Consider the following 15,200-nt stretch of genomic DNA (forward strand, 5'->3'; position numbering starts at 1 on the left):
GCCACAGATCCAATGTAGGAGTGAGCCTGCTCGCGATGAGGCCGGCCCAGACAGTCGAGAATCCAACGCCAGTCCCGCTTTTGGCCGAACCGCTGCCTTACTCCCCCAGGCAATGCCTTGTTATAGTCCGGACCTCATTTTTTTGCCCGGTAAAAGGATCACAGCCATGTCTCAGTACACCGCGTTCACCGTCGAACTGGCCAATAAAATCGCCCATGTGCAGATCAACCGCCCGGAAAAGATTAATTCGATGAACGCCGCGTTCTGGAGCGAGATCATCGAGATTTTCCAGTGGATCGACGACACCGATGAAGCGCGGGTGGTAGTCCTCAGCGGCGCCGGCAAGCACTTTTCCTCCGGCATCGACCTGATGATGCTGGCCGGGGTGGCCAATGAACTGGGCAAGGACGTCGGCCGCAATGCCCGCCTGCTGCGCCGCAAGATCCTCGCCCTGCAAGCCTCGTTCAACGCCGTCGATAATTGCCGCAAGCCCGTGCTGGCAGCGATTCAGGGTTATTGCCTGGGCGGCGCTATCGACCTGATTGCCGCGTGCGACATGCGTTACGCCGCGGAGGACGCACAATTCTCGATCAAGGAAATCGACATCGGCATGGCCGCCGACGTTGGCACGTTGCAACGCTTGCCGCGGATCATCGGTGACGGCATGCTGCGTGAACTGGCTTACACTGGCCGCGCCTTCGGCGCCGAGGAAGCGCGCAGCATCGGCTTGGTCAATCGCGTTTACAGCGACAATGCCAGCCTGCTGGAAGGTGTGATGGGCATTGCCCGCGAAATCGCCAGCAAGTCGCCGATTGCGGTCACCGGCACCAAAGAGATGATCAGCTACATGCGCGACCACCGCATCGACGACGGCCTTGAATACGTCGCCACATGGAACGCCGCCATGCTGCAATCCACCGATTTGCGCGTGGCCATGGCCGCCCATATGAGCAAACAGAAACCCGAATTTCTGGATTGATTAAAAATGATTTCACGCTGGACCACCGCAGTACTGGATACCGATCAACCCGGCGGCTGGGCCGTGGCTCGCAGCCCCGAAGGCTTTCTGTTCGATGACAATGGCGCGCTGTTCCCTCGCGAATGGCTCAAGTGTCAGGACCTGTCGATCCTTGCCGAACATGGCATCGGTCACCTGGATGGCGAACCGGTCTACCTGCTGGAACTGCGCAGCCACAGCGAAGTACCGGGCTGCCACTGGAAAGGCTTGCGGGCATTCATGCTCGAAGGCGATCACACGGTCTACAAGGTTCTCGGCTACGCCGCGCAAATCGGGACGTGGTATCGCGAGCACCGTTTTTGCGGCAATTGCGGTCAGGCAACCCATCAGGTGCCGCGTGAGCGGGCGATGTACTGCGAGCCGTGTGATTTGCGTTATTACCCGCGCATCTCGCCGAGCATGATTGTGCTGATCACCCGTGGTGACGAGATTCTGCTGGGGCGTTCCCCACGCTTTGTACCAGGGGTGTACAGCACGTTGGCGGGGTTTGCCGAGCCGGGTGAGTCAGCCGAGGACTGCCTGATTCGCGAGGTGCTCGAGGAGGTGCAGATCGAGGTCAAAAACATCCAGTACCTGGGCAGTCAGTGCTGGCCGTTCCCGCATTCGATGATGCTCGGTTTTCACGCCGAGTACGCCGGGGGAGAGATTGTCTGCCAGGAAGACGAGATCGAAGACGCCCAGTGGTTCAGCGTTCAAGCGTTGCCGCCATTGCCGGCGTCACGCTCGATTGCCCGTTACCTCATCGACGTCTACGTGGCGCGGCGCTTAGGCCACGCTGAACCAGTGCTGCCAGGCTAATCGCACGGTCAAGCCCAGCACCACGGTGATGAACACCGGGCGAATGAACTTCGCGCCGCCGCTGATGGCGGTGCGAGCCCCAAAAAACGCGCCGACCATCACCGACAGGCCCATGCTCAGGCCGATGATCCAGTCCACTTGCCCGGAAAACACAAACACCGACAGCGCTGCAATGTTGCTGACGAAGTTCATGCTGCGCGCCACGCCGCTGGCCTTCACCAGGTCAATGGGATACATCAACATACTGCTGACAGTCCAGAACGCGCCGGTGCCCGGGCCGGCCACACCGTCGTAGAAACCGAGGCTGAAGCCTTGGGTCGATTGCCACTTTTTCTTGATCGGTGCGTCGCTGTCCAGTGGCGCTTTCGGCGTGCCACCGAACAACAGGTACAGGCCGCAGGCAAAGACGATCACTGGCAGCATCTTGTTCAGCCATTCGGCTGGCAGGTAATGCGCGACGACAGCACCGGTCAGCGCACCGACCAAGGTGCCGACAATGGCGTGCACCCACTGGCGGGGATGGAACAGCTTGCGCCGGTAGAAGGTGAAACTGGCGGTGGCGGAGCCGAAGGTCGAACTCAGTTTGTTGGTGCCCAGCACCAGGTGCGGCGGCAGGCCGGCGGTTAACAGCGCCGGAGTGGTCAGCAGACCGCCGCCACCGGCAATGGCGTCGATGAAACCGGCAATGAAGGCGACGAAGGCCAGAATGGCCAGGGTGGTGAGGTCAACGCTGAGTTCGAAAGGCATGGAATCGGCTTATTCGGCGGGGTGCGGGTAAGGGCCGACATCTTACGCATATCCGCCCTTTGCGGCGACCCGTCCGGCCCCTTCGCGGGCAAGTCGGATCGCCGCCCGCTCGCTCCTACAGGGATGTTCGTTCCCTTGTAGGAGCGAGCGGTGCGGCGATCCACTTGCCCGCGAAGGCGTCATCCCTGACGACGAATCACTTGCCCTGCGGCCCATTCCCGATCTGCCACACAAACGGCGGCTCAGTCCCGTTGATCGTCCAGTCCCCGACAATCCGCGCTTTGTAGATCAGCGGATTGTGCGATGACACCGTCCGCGCATTGCGCCAATGCCGGTCCAGCGATTTACCCTCGCGTACATCCGAGGCCCCCAGCGCATTGAACAACTGCGTGGTCGCTCGCAGGATCAGCTCTGAAACCACGACCTGCGCCTTGGCCGATTCGATCTCCGCCGCGACATTCGCCGCCCGCTCAAGCACTTCATCACCCGAGAACCGCGCCAGATACGCACGTTGCACCGGTTGCGCAGCCGTCAAAGCACTCGCCTCGGCGGCGTACACCCACGCGGCGATGTCACCGACCACTTGCTGAACCTGCGCATCCTGGCTGACGTGCTGAGCATTGCCATGGCTGTAAATACGTTTGCGCTCGCGGACCTGATGAGCCACGTCGCGCAACGCCGCACGGCCGATCCCGGCCAGGGTCGCCAGCAACACCAACTGATAGAACGCGGTCTGGTATTTGAACCGGGTGGCGAAGTCGATGATGTTCTCGGCGTCGACTTCAGCGTTGATGAATCGCGAGGTGCCACTGCCGGTGGTGCGTTGGCCGAAACCGTCCCAGTCGTCGCTTTGCACGATCCCGGGCTGGCGGGTGCGGACCGCGGCAATCACATCGCCGCCGGTGTCGCTGCGCTGGGCATACACGTCGATCCAGTCGGAAAACAGGCTGCCAGTGCTGTAGAATTTCTCACCATTGAGCCGCCACTGATCGCCGTGGGGCGAGACTTTGGTGATGACGTCGCCGATCGTCACGCTGCCGATTTCAGTCCAGGCATTGCCGACGATGTCACCGTCGACAAAGCGCTTGAACCACAGGTTCCGACCCGGCCCCGTCGGTGAGTTCAAGCGGTCCTCGACAAAGGCGAAATGCCCGCGCAAAGCCTGGGGCACGTTGGAATCGGCTTCGGCCAGCTCGATCAGCAACTCGAACAACTGCGGCAGCGACGCGCCGCCACCGCCATATTCCACCGGAACCCGCACGGCGCCGAACCCGGCTTCCTTGAGCCATTGAATCGGCTCGAATGGCAGGCTGCGGGTCTGCTCGCGCTCGACGGCACCGGCGGCGATGCGCTGGAATATCGGGTGGAATCTCGAGGCCAGAGCCTCATAGTCAGTGCCAATGGACAGAGGATTGATTACCTGGTGTTCGGTCATGGGATGGTTCCTTGGAACGGCAGTGGATGCCAAGGGGGATTGCACGGTCCATGCCGAAATTCAAAGCCCCGCCATTGCTGGCTTGCCCGGTTTTGTCCCGACCGCAGCTGTTGTTGCGCCAACACTGCATCAGCAAATTGCCCCAGACACACCCGGATCCCTGTGGGAGCGGGCTTGCTCGCGAATGCGGTGTGCCATTCAACATCTTCGTTAGCTGACATACCGCTTTCGCGAGCAAGCCCGCTCCCACAGGGATTTCACTTGGCTTGAGGCAGTGTTGTCACCAACCACAATTCAGCACTGGCACGGTTGCTGCTCTGACCCAAGGACTTCCCAACGTCCCGAGGACATGCCAATGAGTCAGCAAGCCGTCAAATTTGCCTACTGGGTGCCAAACGTCAGCGGCGGGCTGGTGGTCAGCAAAATCGAACAACGCACCCACTGGGGCATCGACTACAACCGCAAACTGGCGCAACTGGCCGAAGAGGCCGGGTTCGAATACGCCCTGACCCAGATTCGATTCACCGCCGGTTACGGTGCCGAGTTCCAGCACGAATCGGTCGCCTTCAGCCATGCATTGCTGGCCGCTACCACCAAACTGAAAGTGATCGCGGCGATCCTGCCGGGACCTTGGCAACCGGCGCTGGCGGCAAAGCAACTGGCGACCATCGATCAGCTGACTAATGGTCGGGTGGCGGTGAATATTGTCAGCGGCTGGTTCAAGGGCGAATTCCAGGCGATTGGTGAACACTGGCTGGAGCACGACGAACGCTATCGTCGTTCAGAGGAGTTCATCCGCTCGCTCAAAGGGATCTGGAGTCAGGACAACTTCACCTTTCGCGGCGACTTCTACCGCTTCGACAACTACAGCCTCAAGCCCAAGCCACTGGGCCAGCCGGAAATCTTCCAGGGTGGCAGTTCGCGCGCAGCCCGGGACATGGCGGCGCGGGTGTCGGACTGGTACTTCACCAATGGCAACACGCCTGAAGGCATCAAGGCTCAGGTCGACGACATTCGCGTTAAGGCGGCGGCCAACAATCACTCGGTGAAAGTCGGAGTGAATGCGTTTGTCATCGCACGGGATACGGAAGAAGAAGCGCGGGCAGTGTTGGCGCAAATCATCGATCAGGCCGATCCGGAAGCGGTGAATGCCTTTGGTGATGCTGCGAAGCAAGCGGGCAGGGCATCGCCAGAGGGCGAGGGCAACTGGGCCAAGTCGACGTTTGAGGATTTGGTGCAGTACAACGATGGTTTCAAGACGAACTTGATCGGCACGCCGCAACAGATTGCCGAGCGCATCGTGGCGTTGAAAGCGGTGGGCGTGGACCTGGTGCTGGCGGGGTTCCTGCACTTCCAGGAAGAGGTGGAGTATTTCGGCAAGCGGGTGCTGCCGTTAGTGCGCGAGCTTGAAGCAAAAGCAGCGGCTAAGCAGCAACCCGCAGTCGCCTGAACACCCAACCCCTGTAGGAGCGAGCGGTGCGGCGATCCGACTTGCCCGCGAAGGCTGATTCACAGTCAACAAATAAGTTGCCTGATACATCGCCTTCGCGGGCAAGTCGGATCGCCGCACCGCTCGCTCCTATAGGGGACTGTGTTTACAGACCCAAGTCGGACAAACTCGGATGATCATCCGGGCGACGACCCAGCGGCCAGTGGAACTTGCGGTCGCTTTCCTTGATCGGCATGTCGTTGATGCAGGCAAACCGGTTAGCCATCAAACCGTTCTCGGCGAACTCCCAGTTTTCGTTGCCGTAGGAACGGAACCAGTTGCCCGAATCGTCGTGCCATTCATAGGCGTAACGCACGGCGATGCGGTTGTCGGTGAAGGCCCAGAGTTCCTTGATCAGGCGGTAATCCAGTTCCTTGGCCCATTTGCGGGTCAGGAAACCTTTGGCCTCTTCGCGGTTGTAGGCGAACTCGGCGCGGTTACGCCACTGGGTGTCCAGGGTGTAGGCCAGCGACACGCGTTCCGGGTCGCGGGAGTTCCAGCCATCTTCGGCCAGGCGAACTTTTTCGATGGCCGATTCACGGGTGAAGGGCGGCAATGGCGGACGAACGTCGGTGTTGGACATTTAAAGTCTCCCTCTCAAATTAAAGTTCAAGCAAGTTGTCGGGCTTGGTTAAAGTGTTACAGGTCCAATAACTTTCGCGCCATGCATTGCGCATTATCGGCGGCACTGTGATCACCCATGACAAGCGCCACGGTAATGGCTCCGTCGATCAGGATCAGCAGCTGTTTGGCCAGCTTCTCCGGGTCGGTAGCGCCATGTTCGGTGCAGAGCTCGCACACGTAGTCGAGCAGCTTTTGCTTATGGTCTTTGGCGACCAGGCGAACCGGGTCCTGCGGGTCGCCGGTTTCACCGCTGGTGTTAATGAACGCGCAACCCCGAAAGCCTTCGGAGGCGAACCAGGCCTTGAGCACGGTAAACAGGTTGAGCAGGCGGTCTGCCGGGGTTTCAGCCTGATCGACCTCGCTTTTGTACCAGTGCATCCAGCGCACGTCGCGGCGTTGCAGGGCGGCGACGGTCAACTCCTCCTTGTTGGCGAAGTAGCGGTAGATACTCTTTCTGGAGACGCCGGCGGTTTTCACCAGAAGGTCCATTCCGGTGGCAGCGATGCCACTTTTGTAGATCAACTTTTCGGTGACATCCAGAATGATGTCTCGTGTGTCGTTGCTAGTGATTTCGTTCATGTGGCGAACAGTAGAACGATCGTTCTCCTTGGTCAAGCTGATATTTTTCATTCTGTGAAATCGCCTTCGCGGGCAAGTCGAATCGTCGCACCGCTCGCTTCTACAGAGGAATGCGATCTGTGTAGGAGCGAGCGGTGCGACGATTCGACTTGCCCGCGAAGGCGTCTTTACAGACGCTCACAAGACCCAAGCTGATCCATGGTGTAAGCTCTCGGGCTATTCGGAATTGACCCTTTGCGAGCCCTATGCCGTCGCTTTTCAAACGCTCTCTGCTGCCTAAACTGCGCAGTTTTCCGCTGACCGCCGATGCCGTCACCATTCTTTCCGGCGCTGCCGAGTTCCGTCGTTGCCTGCTGGAAAAAATCGCCAGTGCCACCCAGCGCATCTATATCGTCGCGCTGTACCTGCAACAGGACGAGGCCGGTCAGGAAATCCTTGATGCGTTGCACGCCGCCAAACTGGCACGTCCGGATCTGGACGTGGTCGTGGTGGTGGACTGGCTGCGCGCCCAGCGCGGCCTGATCGGCGCCGGTAAACAACCGGGCAACTCGGCCTGGTATCAGGAAACGACGCGCACCCACGCAAGTGAAGTGCCGGTGTACGGCGTGCCGGTGCAGACACGTGAGCTGTTTGGCGTGCTGCATTTGAAAGGCTTTGTAATCGACGACTGCGTGATCTACAGCGGCGCGAGCCTGAACAACGTTTACCTGCACAAGTTCGACAAATACCGCTACGACCGTTATCACCTGCTGCAGAACCACGCGCTGGCCGATTCCATGCAGCACCTGATTCAGCATGGCCTGGTCGCTTCCAAAGCGGTGCATCGCCTCGACCTGCCGAACCTGCCGACCACCCGCAGCCTGCGCAACGATATTGGTGACTTGCGCAGCCGCCTCAAGCACGCGGCGTACGACACCACGGCCGGCAGCACGGTGAAGGGTGGTTTGTCGGTGAGCCCGTTGCTGGGTGTGGGCAAGAACAACCCGTTAAGCCGGGTGATCTGCGAATTGATCGCCAGCGCCCAGCATCAGTTGACCATCTGCACGCCGTACTTCAACCTGCCGCTGGCGGTGACCCGGGAAATCAACCGGGCTCTGGGCCGTGGTGTGAAGATCGATATCGTGGTCGGCGACAAGACCGCCAATGACTTCTTCATCCCGCCGAGCGAGCCGTTCAAGGTGATCGCGGCGCTGCCGTATCTCTACGAGATCAGCCTGCGGCGCTTCGCCAAACGCCATCAGCACAGCATCGACAGCGGCAAGCTGAACCTGCATTTGTGGAAGGACGGCGACAACACCTACCACCTCAAAGGCATGTGGATCGACCAGCGCTACACCTTGCTGACCGGTAATAACCTCAATCCACGGGCGTTCCGTCTCGATCTGGAAAACGCACTGTTGATCGACGACCCGAAAGGCGAACTGTTGGAACCGCGCAGTAAAGAACTGGGCGAGATTTTCCAGAACACCACGCGTATCCAGCGCTATCAGGACCTGGAAACCCTGCTGGAATACCCGGCGGCGGTGGCCAAGTTCCTCAAGCGCGTCAGTCGGGTACGCATCGAGCGATTGCTCTATCGCATTCTGTAAGGCTCAGTGCTGCCGGGGCTGTGGCCACACCGCTACCAGCAGCAACAGCGCAGCGGCCACCAGATAGGGCAGGCGCGGTTCGATGTCGTAGATCAGCGTCGCCGCCAACGGTCCGATGACCACGCCAAAGCCTTGCGCGGCACCAATCGAGCCAGCGGTGGCGCCTTGTTCCGAGGCGTCCACCGCGTTGGCGGCCAAGGCGGCGAACGACGGAAAGATCAGCCCCATCCCGCCCGCCGACACGAAAAAGCACAGCCACAAACCCCACGCGGTATCCGCCAGGATGCTGCCGGCAAAACCCACGGCCGCCACCAGTGCGCCCGCGCGGATCAGCCGCAGCGGCGGCCATTCGAGCCGACGCACCACCAATTGCGAACAGATCAGTGCGAACCCGACCATGGTCAATGCGATGCCAGCGGTTTGCGCGGCGTCAGCCGGGCTCATGCCGAGTCGGTCGAGGGCGAAGAAGCCAACGGTGATCTGCGCAATCGACACGCACAGCATCGCCACGAACGCCACCGCCATCGGCCGACGCAACCGTGGATCGTTCAGATGAACCTTGCGCGGCGCTTGCCGCAGGTGCAGTTCCTGACCGTTGAGCTTGTAGCGCAGCACCACGAACGCCAGCAACGGCAAGATCGCCATGGCATAGAACGGCAAGCTCAGGCTGAAGCGCGACAACAACGCCGCGATCGCCGGGCGATCACCAGACCACAGGCGTTGGCCGCGCCCAGGGCGGCCATGGCTTTGGCACGGTGTTGCGGCTCGATGTTGTCGGCGATGAGCGCGTTGCCTCCGACCGGAATCGCCGCATAGAACACGCCGATCAGGCCGCGCCCGATCATCAATCCGATAAACCCCAACAGCGCTGACGGAAGAAACCGCAACGAGGCGTCGATGAACAGGCACAAGGCCCAGTAGGCGAGGGTGAAACCGGCCGTGGCGATCAACAGAATCCGTCGCCGACCATAGCGGTCGCTGGCCTGGCCCCAAGGGCGGGCGAGCAACATCCAGATCACCCCGGACACCGTCACCGCGGCCCCGGCCTGCCAAGTGGCCAGGCCCAACACTCGGGCGATCGGCCCGATCAGGGAAACGAACGCCATCATCGACATGGAACAGGCCATGTTGGCGACCATGAGTGGGCGCAGGTCGAAGGCAGGGGTGGTCATGGTGAGTCTTCCGTGAGCTTTTATTATTGGCGAAGGATGTTAGCGCGAGTCGGGTGAGCCAGGAGGAATATTGGTAACTGTGATAATGCCTTCGCGGGCAAGCCTCGCTCCTACAGGTCGGAGAGATCCGTAGGAGCGAGGCTTGCCCGCGAAGAGGCCCGCACAGACGCTAAAAAAACGTCAATTCAAACCCAGCTTCCCACGCAACGTAGAAAGGTCTTCAGCCAACGTATTCACCGGCCCAACCAACGCTTTCCGGTCGTTCTCTTTCACCTTGTCATACGTCTCAAAACCACCCTCCCTGGTTTTGTACTTGGCCAGAATCTTGTTCACGCTGGCGAAGTTCTTGTCGACCTTGGCGATAAACGCCGCGTCCTGCTTCTCGATCTGCGGACGGAACAGGTCGACGATTTTCTTCGCGCCGTCGATGTTGCCCTGGAAGTCATACAGGTCGGTGTGGCTGTAGCGATCTTCTTCACCGGAAATCTTGGTGGCCGCCACTTCTTCAAGCCGTTTCCAGTCCTTCCCGAGCCACGGCGAAAAACACCATGGCGATGAGTGCGGTCACCTGATGCCTGGAGCCGGTCAGCGCGTGATCGAGGGAGACGTGCAGCGAGTGCTTGATCGAACGCGCCACTTTGCGCATCCAGAACACCATGGAGCTGAGAATGCCGACGGCCACCAGGCCGACCACGCCTTCAAACAGTTCCTGTTGTTTCTGCGGAAACTCGGCGCTGACCAGTTCCAGACCACCGCCCACCAGCAGGGCCAGTGTCACGGCGAGGAAAACGCCGATCCACACGGCTGGCATCCACTGGCCAGGGCCGGTCTGCTTGAGGTAGCTGGCGATGATGCCAACGATCAACGCGGCTTCAATGCCTTCGCGCAGCATGATCAGAAAAGGAACAAGCATTCAGCACCGTCTCGAGATTAGATAGGGTGCTAATTTGTAACATAATGACACTCATTCCCAAATGGCATTCATTGACATTTACCTGAACCTAACCTGAACAGCATGCAATGTCGTTAGCTCAGTCTAGAAAGTGATGCCGGCCCAACGATTGTATTCTTCCATCAGTCGATCGTAGCCAAGCGTAAGGCTGTCGAAATCGTCACTCAGTTGACGCGGCGGGGCGTGTCGATTCCAGTCATCGACCAGAGTTTGCATCGACTTCAGCCAGGCAACGGTAAACGGATCGGCGCTTTGCCAGAGCCTATGAACGTTGTAAGTCGAGCGCGTAGACGGATTAGCCGCCAGGTAGGTACGCATTTGCTCCAGTTGCACATCCATTCGCTCATGGGCTGCCGCGAGGGTGGCCGAATCGAGGACTTGGCGATCGGCAAGATCTTTGACCTCGCTGAAGGTGTCCCGCACTTCGAGCATAAAGCGCAGGACATGCCAGTGAGCATCCTTGCCAAAACGTTCGTACAGTTGCGTCAGCTGAACCGTGCGTAGCTCCCGGTCCTTTTGCTCAACAACCGGGCGGAGCTTGTCAGAGGCGTCGGTCAAACGTTCAGCGGCTGGCAGAAACGTATCCTTGATATTGGTCGGCTTCCAGTTGTTGCGAATGAACAGACTATGTTCAAAGTCGAGCCTGATTACTTGCTGGTCCATCGCGTTTAACGCCTCGGCGTAATAAAGCGCGGCACGCTCCTCTTCGGGTAGATGTTCGTGCAATGCAAGTCGCGCCTTCGCTTGCGGCAAGCATGGCGCCAAGCGCAGTTTATGACCGTCACTGTCGCGCGACAGGTCGTCACCGTAACGAGGATTGAACAAGGCCGGGTATCGACGCTGCAGTTCCAGCAGCGAAGCCTGTGACGTGGCGTCACGTGCCTGATAGGCCCAAAAGCTTCGACGCCAGGGCTCATCGACCTGATTGATGCACTCGACCAGCGAGGCCAGGCTGCGACTTTGATTCAGCACCTCCACCGACTGACCACGCAAACGGGTTTGCAAGGGGACCAAAGCATCAATCGGCTTTAAAAACTCAGAGAGACCCACGACAACAAGACCCAGGATGATGAGTTGAGTTCTGGTCTTCATTTATCTGTCGCCTGGATTTTTGGGTACCACTGCGCTTTCGTCTCTGGCAGTCGGCAGTGTTCCACCGGCACGGGCAGGCCGCTGCACAACCTCTCGGGGAAAGGTTGCAATCCTTGATTCCGGCCGACCATCTGTGCGTTGAAGTAGAACGTCGGGACGAGCATGGCGAGGATGATCGCCAGTACCAGACCGATAGATTTCAGGTTCTCCATTTGCACATAGCTGATCAGGCCTGGGCCGAAACGTTTTTTCAGCGCACGCCAAATAGATGGCATTGCCGCTGGCAGCTGACCGTACAACCGAGGGTATTGATCGCGCAGGGTTTCACTCAGATCCTCACAAGCGGTCCAGTCATCCTTGAGGAAATACCGGGTGAACTGACGACTCTGCTCCGATGACATCGGCGTCAGCAGTAACCGCGCAGCACGACTGCGTGGCGTCTGGTCGGTCTGCCGTGCCAGTCGTTGCTGTTCCTCGAGAAAGATCTGGGCGATGTTGCGTTCCTGCAGCCTTGACCAGTAAATGGGCGGGCAGCGTTGCTCAAAAGTGCCGCTGTCCTTCCAGTCCTGCATTTTGCAGACGGCGTCGAATACTTCGCAGGAAAAGTAATCGTTGCCCAGCAGCACCGCCGCGAGCAACTGATTGAAACGCTCGCGGCGCTCGAGCGACTCCATCCACGGGGCCAGGCTCAGGACATAGACGTGCTGACAGAATTGCGGGTCGTTGCCCGGGCGCAACTGTCGTGCAAGAGACTTTTCAGTACGCGCGAACACCAGATCCAACAAGCGCAGGGTCGAACGCTGTGGCAGATCGGGGCTTTGCCAGGGTGTCAGCCAATCCAGGTGTTCAAGCGCCCACTCGGTCAAAGATTCGGCCAACGGTGTCGGTTCCAGACAATGCTCGAGTAATTGCTCTTCGAACGCCCCCGCGCACTCGGCGTTGCCGGCCTTGGCCCACGCCTCATCAAGCCCCTGCAGCGTCAGGCCTTCCAGTAGCTGCGCAGCACACTGCCACCCAGTCCCGTGGTTAACGGCTACAGGACTGTGTTCGGCAGGGATGATGACCGAGGGCGCCGGGCGACCGCAGTCAATGGCCTGTTCATAGGCCTCACGCAGGCGTTGAAATGCATCAGGATCGTCGTCCGGGCGGTTTTGCTTGAGCAGTTGTGCGTAGCGGCGTTTGACGCTGCGCAAATCGGCATCCGGCTCAAGGCCGAGTACATCCCAACAGCTCAATGCAACCGTCATAACCCGTCCAGCTCCCTTTTCAATCAATACGCAGGCTCTTCCTATCGGCCGCTGAAGCGCGTAATTGAGCCACAAAGTGCGGCAGGACTGGCTTTTTATCCTGTGCTGCCTAAGATGGCCGGCAGATCAAACAGCAAAGCCGAGCCCCGCTCAATGTCGGAAAAAGACACCATCGCCATTCAACTGGTGCGCGAAGCACTGTTGCAAAGTTGCGCCCCCGGAGCCGCCACCGACGAGGTGTTGAATAAGGTCGGTATCGATCCGGCACTGCTGCAAACCAGCGACGCCCGAGTGCCGGCCACGGCGTATGCGCGGTTATGGCGCTTGCTCGCCCGGCGCGGGGATGATGAGTTTTTTGGCATGGACCCTCGCAAGCTAAAATCCGGCAGTCTTGAGTTTCTCTGTCGCAGCTCGATGATCCAGCCGAGCCTGGCGGCCGGCCTGACGTCTGGCCTGAGTTTTCTGTCGTTGATGCTTGAACGCATGCCCGCGCAGCTGGTTCACCAGCAAAGCCTGGCGGAGATCGTGTTGCTGGAAGACGATCAGGACCCGCGCCGCGCCTTCACCTATTTCACCTACTGGATGATCGTTCACGGCGTTGCCTGTTGGCTGGCAGGGCGGCGGATTCCGATCCTGGCCATTGAGTTGCGCTGCCCGGCACCGGATTTCTGCGATGACTATCAAGTGATGTTCTCCGAGAACCTGCGTTTCGACCGGCCACGCACACGGATGATTTTCTCCGCTGATTGCCTGGACCTGCCGATCAAACGCAGCCCTGAAGAGCTCAAGCGGTTCCTGGCCCACGCGCCGGCGAATATTCTGGTCAAGTACCGCGACCCGGAGAGCCTGGCGAGCCGGATCAAGCATGACTTGCGCCAGTTGCCCGCCGAGCAGTGGCCAGAGACCGAGCCCTTGGCGCAACAGCTGTGCATGTCGGCCTCGACCTTGCGCCGGCGTTTGGCGGAAGAAGGGCAGACTTATCAGGGGCTCAAGGACAGCGTGCGCAAGGAGTTGGCGATTGTGTGGTTGGCCGAGCCACACATCAGCTTTGCCGAAATCGCTACGCGGCTGGGGTTTGCTGATGCCAGCTCGTTCTATAAGGCGTTTCGCAAGTGGTCGGGGTCCAATCCTGGGCATTACCGGAGTTTGATCCTTAACGAGGCCCACTGATCCGGGGATTGTGTTGATAGGGCGGGCCTCTTCGCGGGCAAGCCTCGCTCCTACAGGAGGGTGTGTGGTTTTAGTGAACAACACAAAACCTGTAGATACTCTGTTCACGGTCAAGCTTTCGCGAGATGTTTTTCGCTAAAAAGCTTGGCCGTATTAAATTCTTCTCCAGAACGCATGCATGCCCATAACCCGGTCAGGTATTTACGCATCACTGCTCCGATGGCCTGCATTTTCTTCTTGCCGCGGGCTACCAGCGCCTCGTAAAAGGCTTTCACATTCTCATCACAGCGAATTGCCGTCATTGCCGGCATGAACATCGCTGCCCGTAAATACGCGTTGCCGCATTTGGACATTCGCCCTGGCCGGTTCACGCTGGTGCCTGACTGGGTCAGCCTTACATCGAGTCCTGCATAACGGCTTACCTGCGCCGATTTAAGCGTCACAGGAAGTGTCGTCAACTCAGCCAGTGCTGCGATGGCCGAGGCCTCTCCCACGCCGGGTGCAGCCATCATGCAGCGAAACTGCAAACTCAGATCCGGGCATTTGGCGATGGCCTCGCGTGCAGCCTTCTTCAAACGATCAATCCGTGTGTCTAGCGCTGCAATCGCATCTTTTTCATCCTCGATCAGCAGCTCAACGCTCGTTTGCGTCGCTTGTAGTGCGTGCAACTCGTTCTTGGCTCGGGTCCGATGGCCAATCAGCCGGTTGATATGGCGCCCAATCGCACGCAGCATCAGTTGATCTGCGGTAGGTGGCACCCAAAGTCTTGGCGCCATACGTTCGCCATACTCGGCCAGCAACTGAGCATCAATCTGGTCAGTTTTGCTGTTTTGCAGCATCAGCTTGGCAAAGTTATGGAAGCTTTTGGGGTTGATCACCGAGACCGGTAAGCCGGCGGCATGCAACTCTATCGCCAGGTCCAGGTAGTAAATGCCGGTGGCCTCCATGACCACGCTCAGCGGTTTGAGGCCCAACATCTTGGTCACGGCAGCCTTACGCCCCTTGGGGGTGTGCTGAATGTCCCACTGGCCTGATGTTTTACCGTTCTGCCGCCATCCCATAGCAGACGTGCGGGCACCAATGTCTATGCCGACATGAGTATTCATGGTTTTCACTTCCCTGATTTTCGGTAAGATTGCTCCTGGTTCCCCCGACCTCGAACTTCATGCCACTGCAACCTTGTAATGCGAAGTCCGACTTGTCGGCTTCTCGATACTCTTCGTGGTGGGCAATGAGGCGGGGGGGCCTCTCTACAGACAAGGTCAGGAGCAAATCCTGCCTTCAGGAG

12 protein-coding genes and 3 pseudogenes are annotated in these 15,200 nt (G+C 59.2%); 5 read left to right on the forward strand and 10 right to left on the reverse strand.

Annotated features, from left to right (window positions below; translation table 11 throughout):
* The first annotated feature begins 166 nt into the window (after positions 1 to 166).
* Together ACYZTM_RS29270 and nudC are read left to right on the forward strand one after the other, a co-directional pair.
* Positions 167 to 979 (forward strand): crotonase/enoyl-CoA hydratase family protein, encoded by an 813-nt coding sequence (locus ACYZTM_RS29270; protein WP_461986155.1) that lies wholly within the window; start codon positions 167 to 169, stop codon positions 977 to 979.
* A 6-nt stretch (positions 980 to 985) separates the two neighbouring features.
* Entirely contained in the window at positions 986 to 1,816 is an 831-nt protein-coding gene (gene nudC, locus ACYZTM_RS29275; RefSeq protein WP_461986157.1) for an NAD(+) diphosphatase, read from the forward strand.
* On the opposite strand, the gene ACYZTM_RS29280 is transcribed toward nudC, so the two are convergent.
* Both ACYZTM_RS29280 and ACYZTM_RS29285 read right to left on the reverse strand, forming a co-directional pair.
* Positions 1,784 to 2,563 carry a TSUP family transporter gene (locus tag ACYZTM_RS29280; protein ID WP_109631768.1) on the reverse strand — a complete coding sequence of 260 codons (780 nt, stop codon included), beginning with the start codon at positions 2,561 to 2,563 and terminating at the stop codon, positions 1,784 to 1,786. The two genes, nudC and ACYZTM_RS29280, sit on opposite strands and share 33 nt — an antisense overlap.
* A gap of 196 nt (positions 2,564 to 2,759) precedes the next feature.
* Positions 2,760 to 3,998, reverse strand: coding sequence for an acyl-CoA dehydrogenase family protein (locus ACYZTM_RS29285; protein ID WP_461986159.1), 1,239 nt, complete (start codon positions 3,996 to 3,998; stop codon positions 2,760 to 2,762).
* A 355-nt stretch (positions 3,999 to 4,353) separates the two neighbouring features.
* Here ACYZTM_RS29285 and sfnG point away from each other — a divergent pair, with 355 nt between their 5' ends.
* Positions 4,354 to 5,448: a dimethylsulfone monooxygenase SfnG gene (gene sfnG, locus ACYZTM_RS29290; protein WP_131062131.1), complete on the forward strand. Its 1,095-nt coding sequence runs from the start codon at positions 4,354 to 4,356 to the stop codon at positions 5,446 to 5,448.
* A gap of 145 nt (positions 5,449 to 5,593) precedes the next feature.
* Here sfnG and ACYZTM_RS29295 read toward each other — a convergent pair whose 3' ends face one another.
* Together ACYZTM_RS29295 and ACYZTM_RS29300 are read right to left on the reverse strand one after the other, a co-directional pair.
* Positions 5,594 to 6,070 (reverse strand): nuclear transport factor 2 family protein, encoded by a 477-nt coding sequence (locus ACYZTM_RS29295; RefSeq protein WP_461986161.1) that lies wholly within the window; start codon positions 6,068 to 6,070, stop codon positions 5,594 to 5,596.
* 56 nt (positions 6,071 to 6,126) lie between these two features.
* Positions 6,127 to 6,690, reverse strand: a complete 564-nt coding sequence (locus ACYZTM_RS29300; RefSeq protein WP_461989254.1) for a TetR/AcrR family transcriptional regulator — start codon at positions 6,688 to 6,690, stop codon at positions 6,127 to 6,129.
* Positions 6,691 to 6,935: 245 nt separating this feature from the next.
* On the opposite strand from ACYZTM_RS29300, the gene pssA reads away from it, so the two are divergent.
* Positions 6,936 to 8,279 (forward strand): CDP-diacylglycerol--serine O-phosphatidyltransferase, encoded by a 1,344-nt coding sequence (gene pssA / locus ACYZTM_RS29305; RefSeq protein ID WP_461986163.1) that lies wholly within the window; start codon positions 6,936 to 6,938, stop codon positions 8,277 to 8,279.
* Positions 8,280 to 8,282: 3 nt separating this feature from the next.
* Here the strand turns inward: pssA and ACYZTM_RS29310 are convergent.
* The 5 genes and pseudogenes from ACYZTM_RS29310 to ACYZTM_RS29330 all read right to left on the reverse strand — a co-directional run bounded on the left by ACYZTM_RS29310 (position 8,283) and on the right by ACYZTM_RS29330 (position 12,742).
* Positions 8,283 to 9,451, reverse strand: a pseudogene (locus ACYZTM_RS29310) (MFS transporter).
* Positions 9,452 to 9,631: 180 nt separating this feature from the next.
* Positions 9,632 to 9,961: pseudogene (locus ACYZTM_RS29315) on the reverse strand (imelysin family protein); the annotation flags it as partial.
* Position 9,962: 1 nt separating this feature from the next.
* Positions 9,963 to 10,364 (reverse strand): annotated as a pseudogene (locus ACYZTM_RS29320) (FTR1 family iron permease); the annotation flags it as partial.
* 123 nt (positions 10,365 to 10,487) lie between these two features.
* Complete coding sequence (locus ACYZTM_RS29325) at positions 10,488 to 11,495, reverse strand: hypothetical protein (protein ID WP_461986165.1); 1,008 nt, start codon at positions 11,493 to 11,495, stop codon at positions 10,488 to 10,490.
* Positions 11,492 to 12,742, reverse strand: a complete 1,251-nt coding sequence (locus tag ACYZTM_RS29330) for a J domain-containing protein (RefSeq protein WP_461986167.1) — start codon at positions 12,740 to 12,742, stop codon at positions 11,492 to 11,494. Before ACYZTM_RS29330 ends, ACYZTM_RS29325 begins: the two co-directional genes overlap by 4 nt.
* Positions 12,743 to 12,895: 153 nt before the next feature.
* Between ACYZTM_RS29330 and ACYZTM_RS29335 the strand changes: the two genes are divergently transcribed.
* Positions 12,896 to 13,912, forward strand: a complete 1,017-nt coding sequence (locus ACYZTM_RS29335) for an AraC family transcriptional regulator (RefSeq protein WP_461986169.1) — start codon at positions 12,896 to 12,898, stop codon at positions 13,910 to 13,912.
* A 110-nt stretch (positions 13,913 to 14,022) separates the two neighbouring features.
* Here the strand turns inward: ACYZTM_RS29335 and ACYZTM_RS29340 are convergent, their stop codons facing one another.
* Entirely contained in the window at positions 14,023 to 15,018 is a 996-nt protein-coding gene (locus ACYZTM_RS29340) for an IS110 family RNA-guided transposase (RefSeq protein WP_131063537.1), read from the reverse strand.
* Between the last annotated feature and the right edge of the window lie 182 nt (positions 15,019 to 15,200).

The sequence above is a fragment of the Pseudomonas sp. MDT2-39-1 genome (genome assembly GCF_054898085.1).

Excerpts from the sequence above, each read along its gene's own strand:
- ACYZTM_RS29325 (WP_461986165.1), bottom strand. The coding sequence starts at position 11,495 with ATGAAGACCAGAACTCAACTCATCATCCTGGGTCTTGTTGTCGTGGGT.
- sfnG (WP_131062131.1), top strand. The coding sequence starts at position 4,354 with ATGAGTCAGCAAGCCGTCAAATTTGCCTACTGGGTGCCAAACGTCAGC.
- ACYZTM_RS29270 (WP_461986155.1), top strand. The coding sequence starts at position 167 with ATGTCTCAGTACACCGCGTTCACCGTCGAACTGGCCAATAAAATCGCC.
- ACYZTM_RS29335 (WP_461986169.1), top strand. The coding sequence starts at position 12,896 with ATGTCGGAAAAAGACACCATCGCCATTCAACTGGTGCGCGAAGCACTG.
- ACYZTM_RS29330 (WP_461986167.1), bottom strand. The coding sequence starts at position 12,742 with ATGACGGTTGCATTGAGCTGTTGGGATGTACTCGGCCTTGAGCCGGAT.
- ACYZTM_RS29300 (WP_461989254.1), bottom strand. The coding sequence starts at position 6,690 with ATGAACGAAATCACTAGCAACGACACACGAGACATCATTCTGGATGTC.
- ACYZTM_RS29340 (WP_131063537.1), bottom strand. The coding sequence starts at position 15,018 with ATGAATACTCATGTCGGCATAGACATTGGTGCCCGCACGTCTGCTATG.
- ACYZTM_RS29280 (WP_109631768.1), bottom strand. The coding sequence starts at position 2,563 with ATGCCTTTCGAACTCAGCGTTGACCTCACCACCCTGGCCATTCTGGCC.
- ACYZTM_RS29285 (WP_461986159.1), bottom strand. The coding sequence starts at position 3,998 with ATGACCGAACACCAGGTAATCAATCCTCTGTCCATTGGCACTGACTAT.
- nudC (WP_461986157.1), top strand. The coding sequence starts at position 986 with ATGATTTCACGCTGGACCACCGCAGTACTGGATACCGATCAACCCGGC.
- pssA (WP_461986163.1), top strand. The coding sequence starts at position 6,936 with ATGCCGTCGCTTTTCAAACGCTCTCTGCTGCCTAAACTGCGCAGTTTT.
- ACYZTM_RS29295 (WP_461986161.1), bottom strand. The coding sequence starts at position 6,070 with ATGTCCAACACCGACGTTCGTCCGCCATTGCCGCCCTTCACCCGTGAA.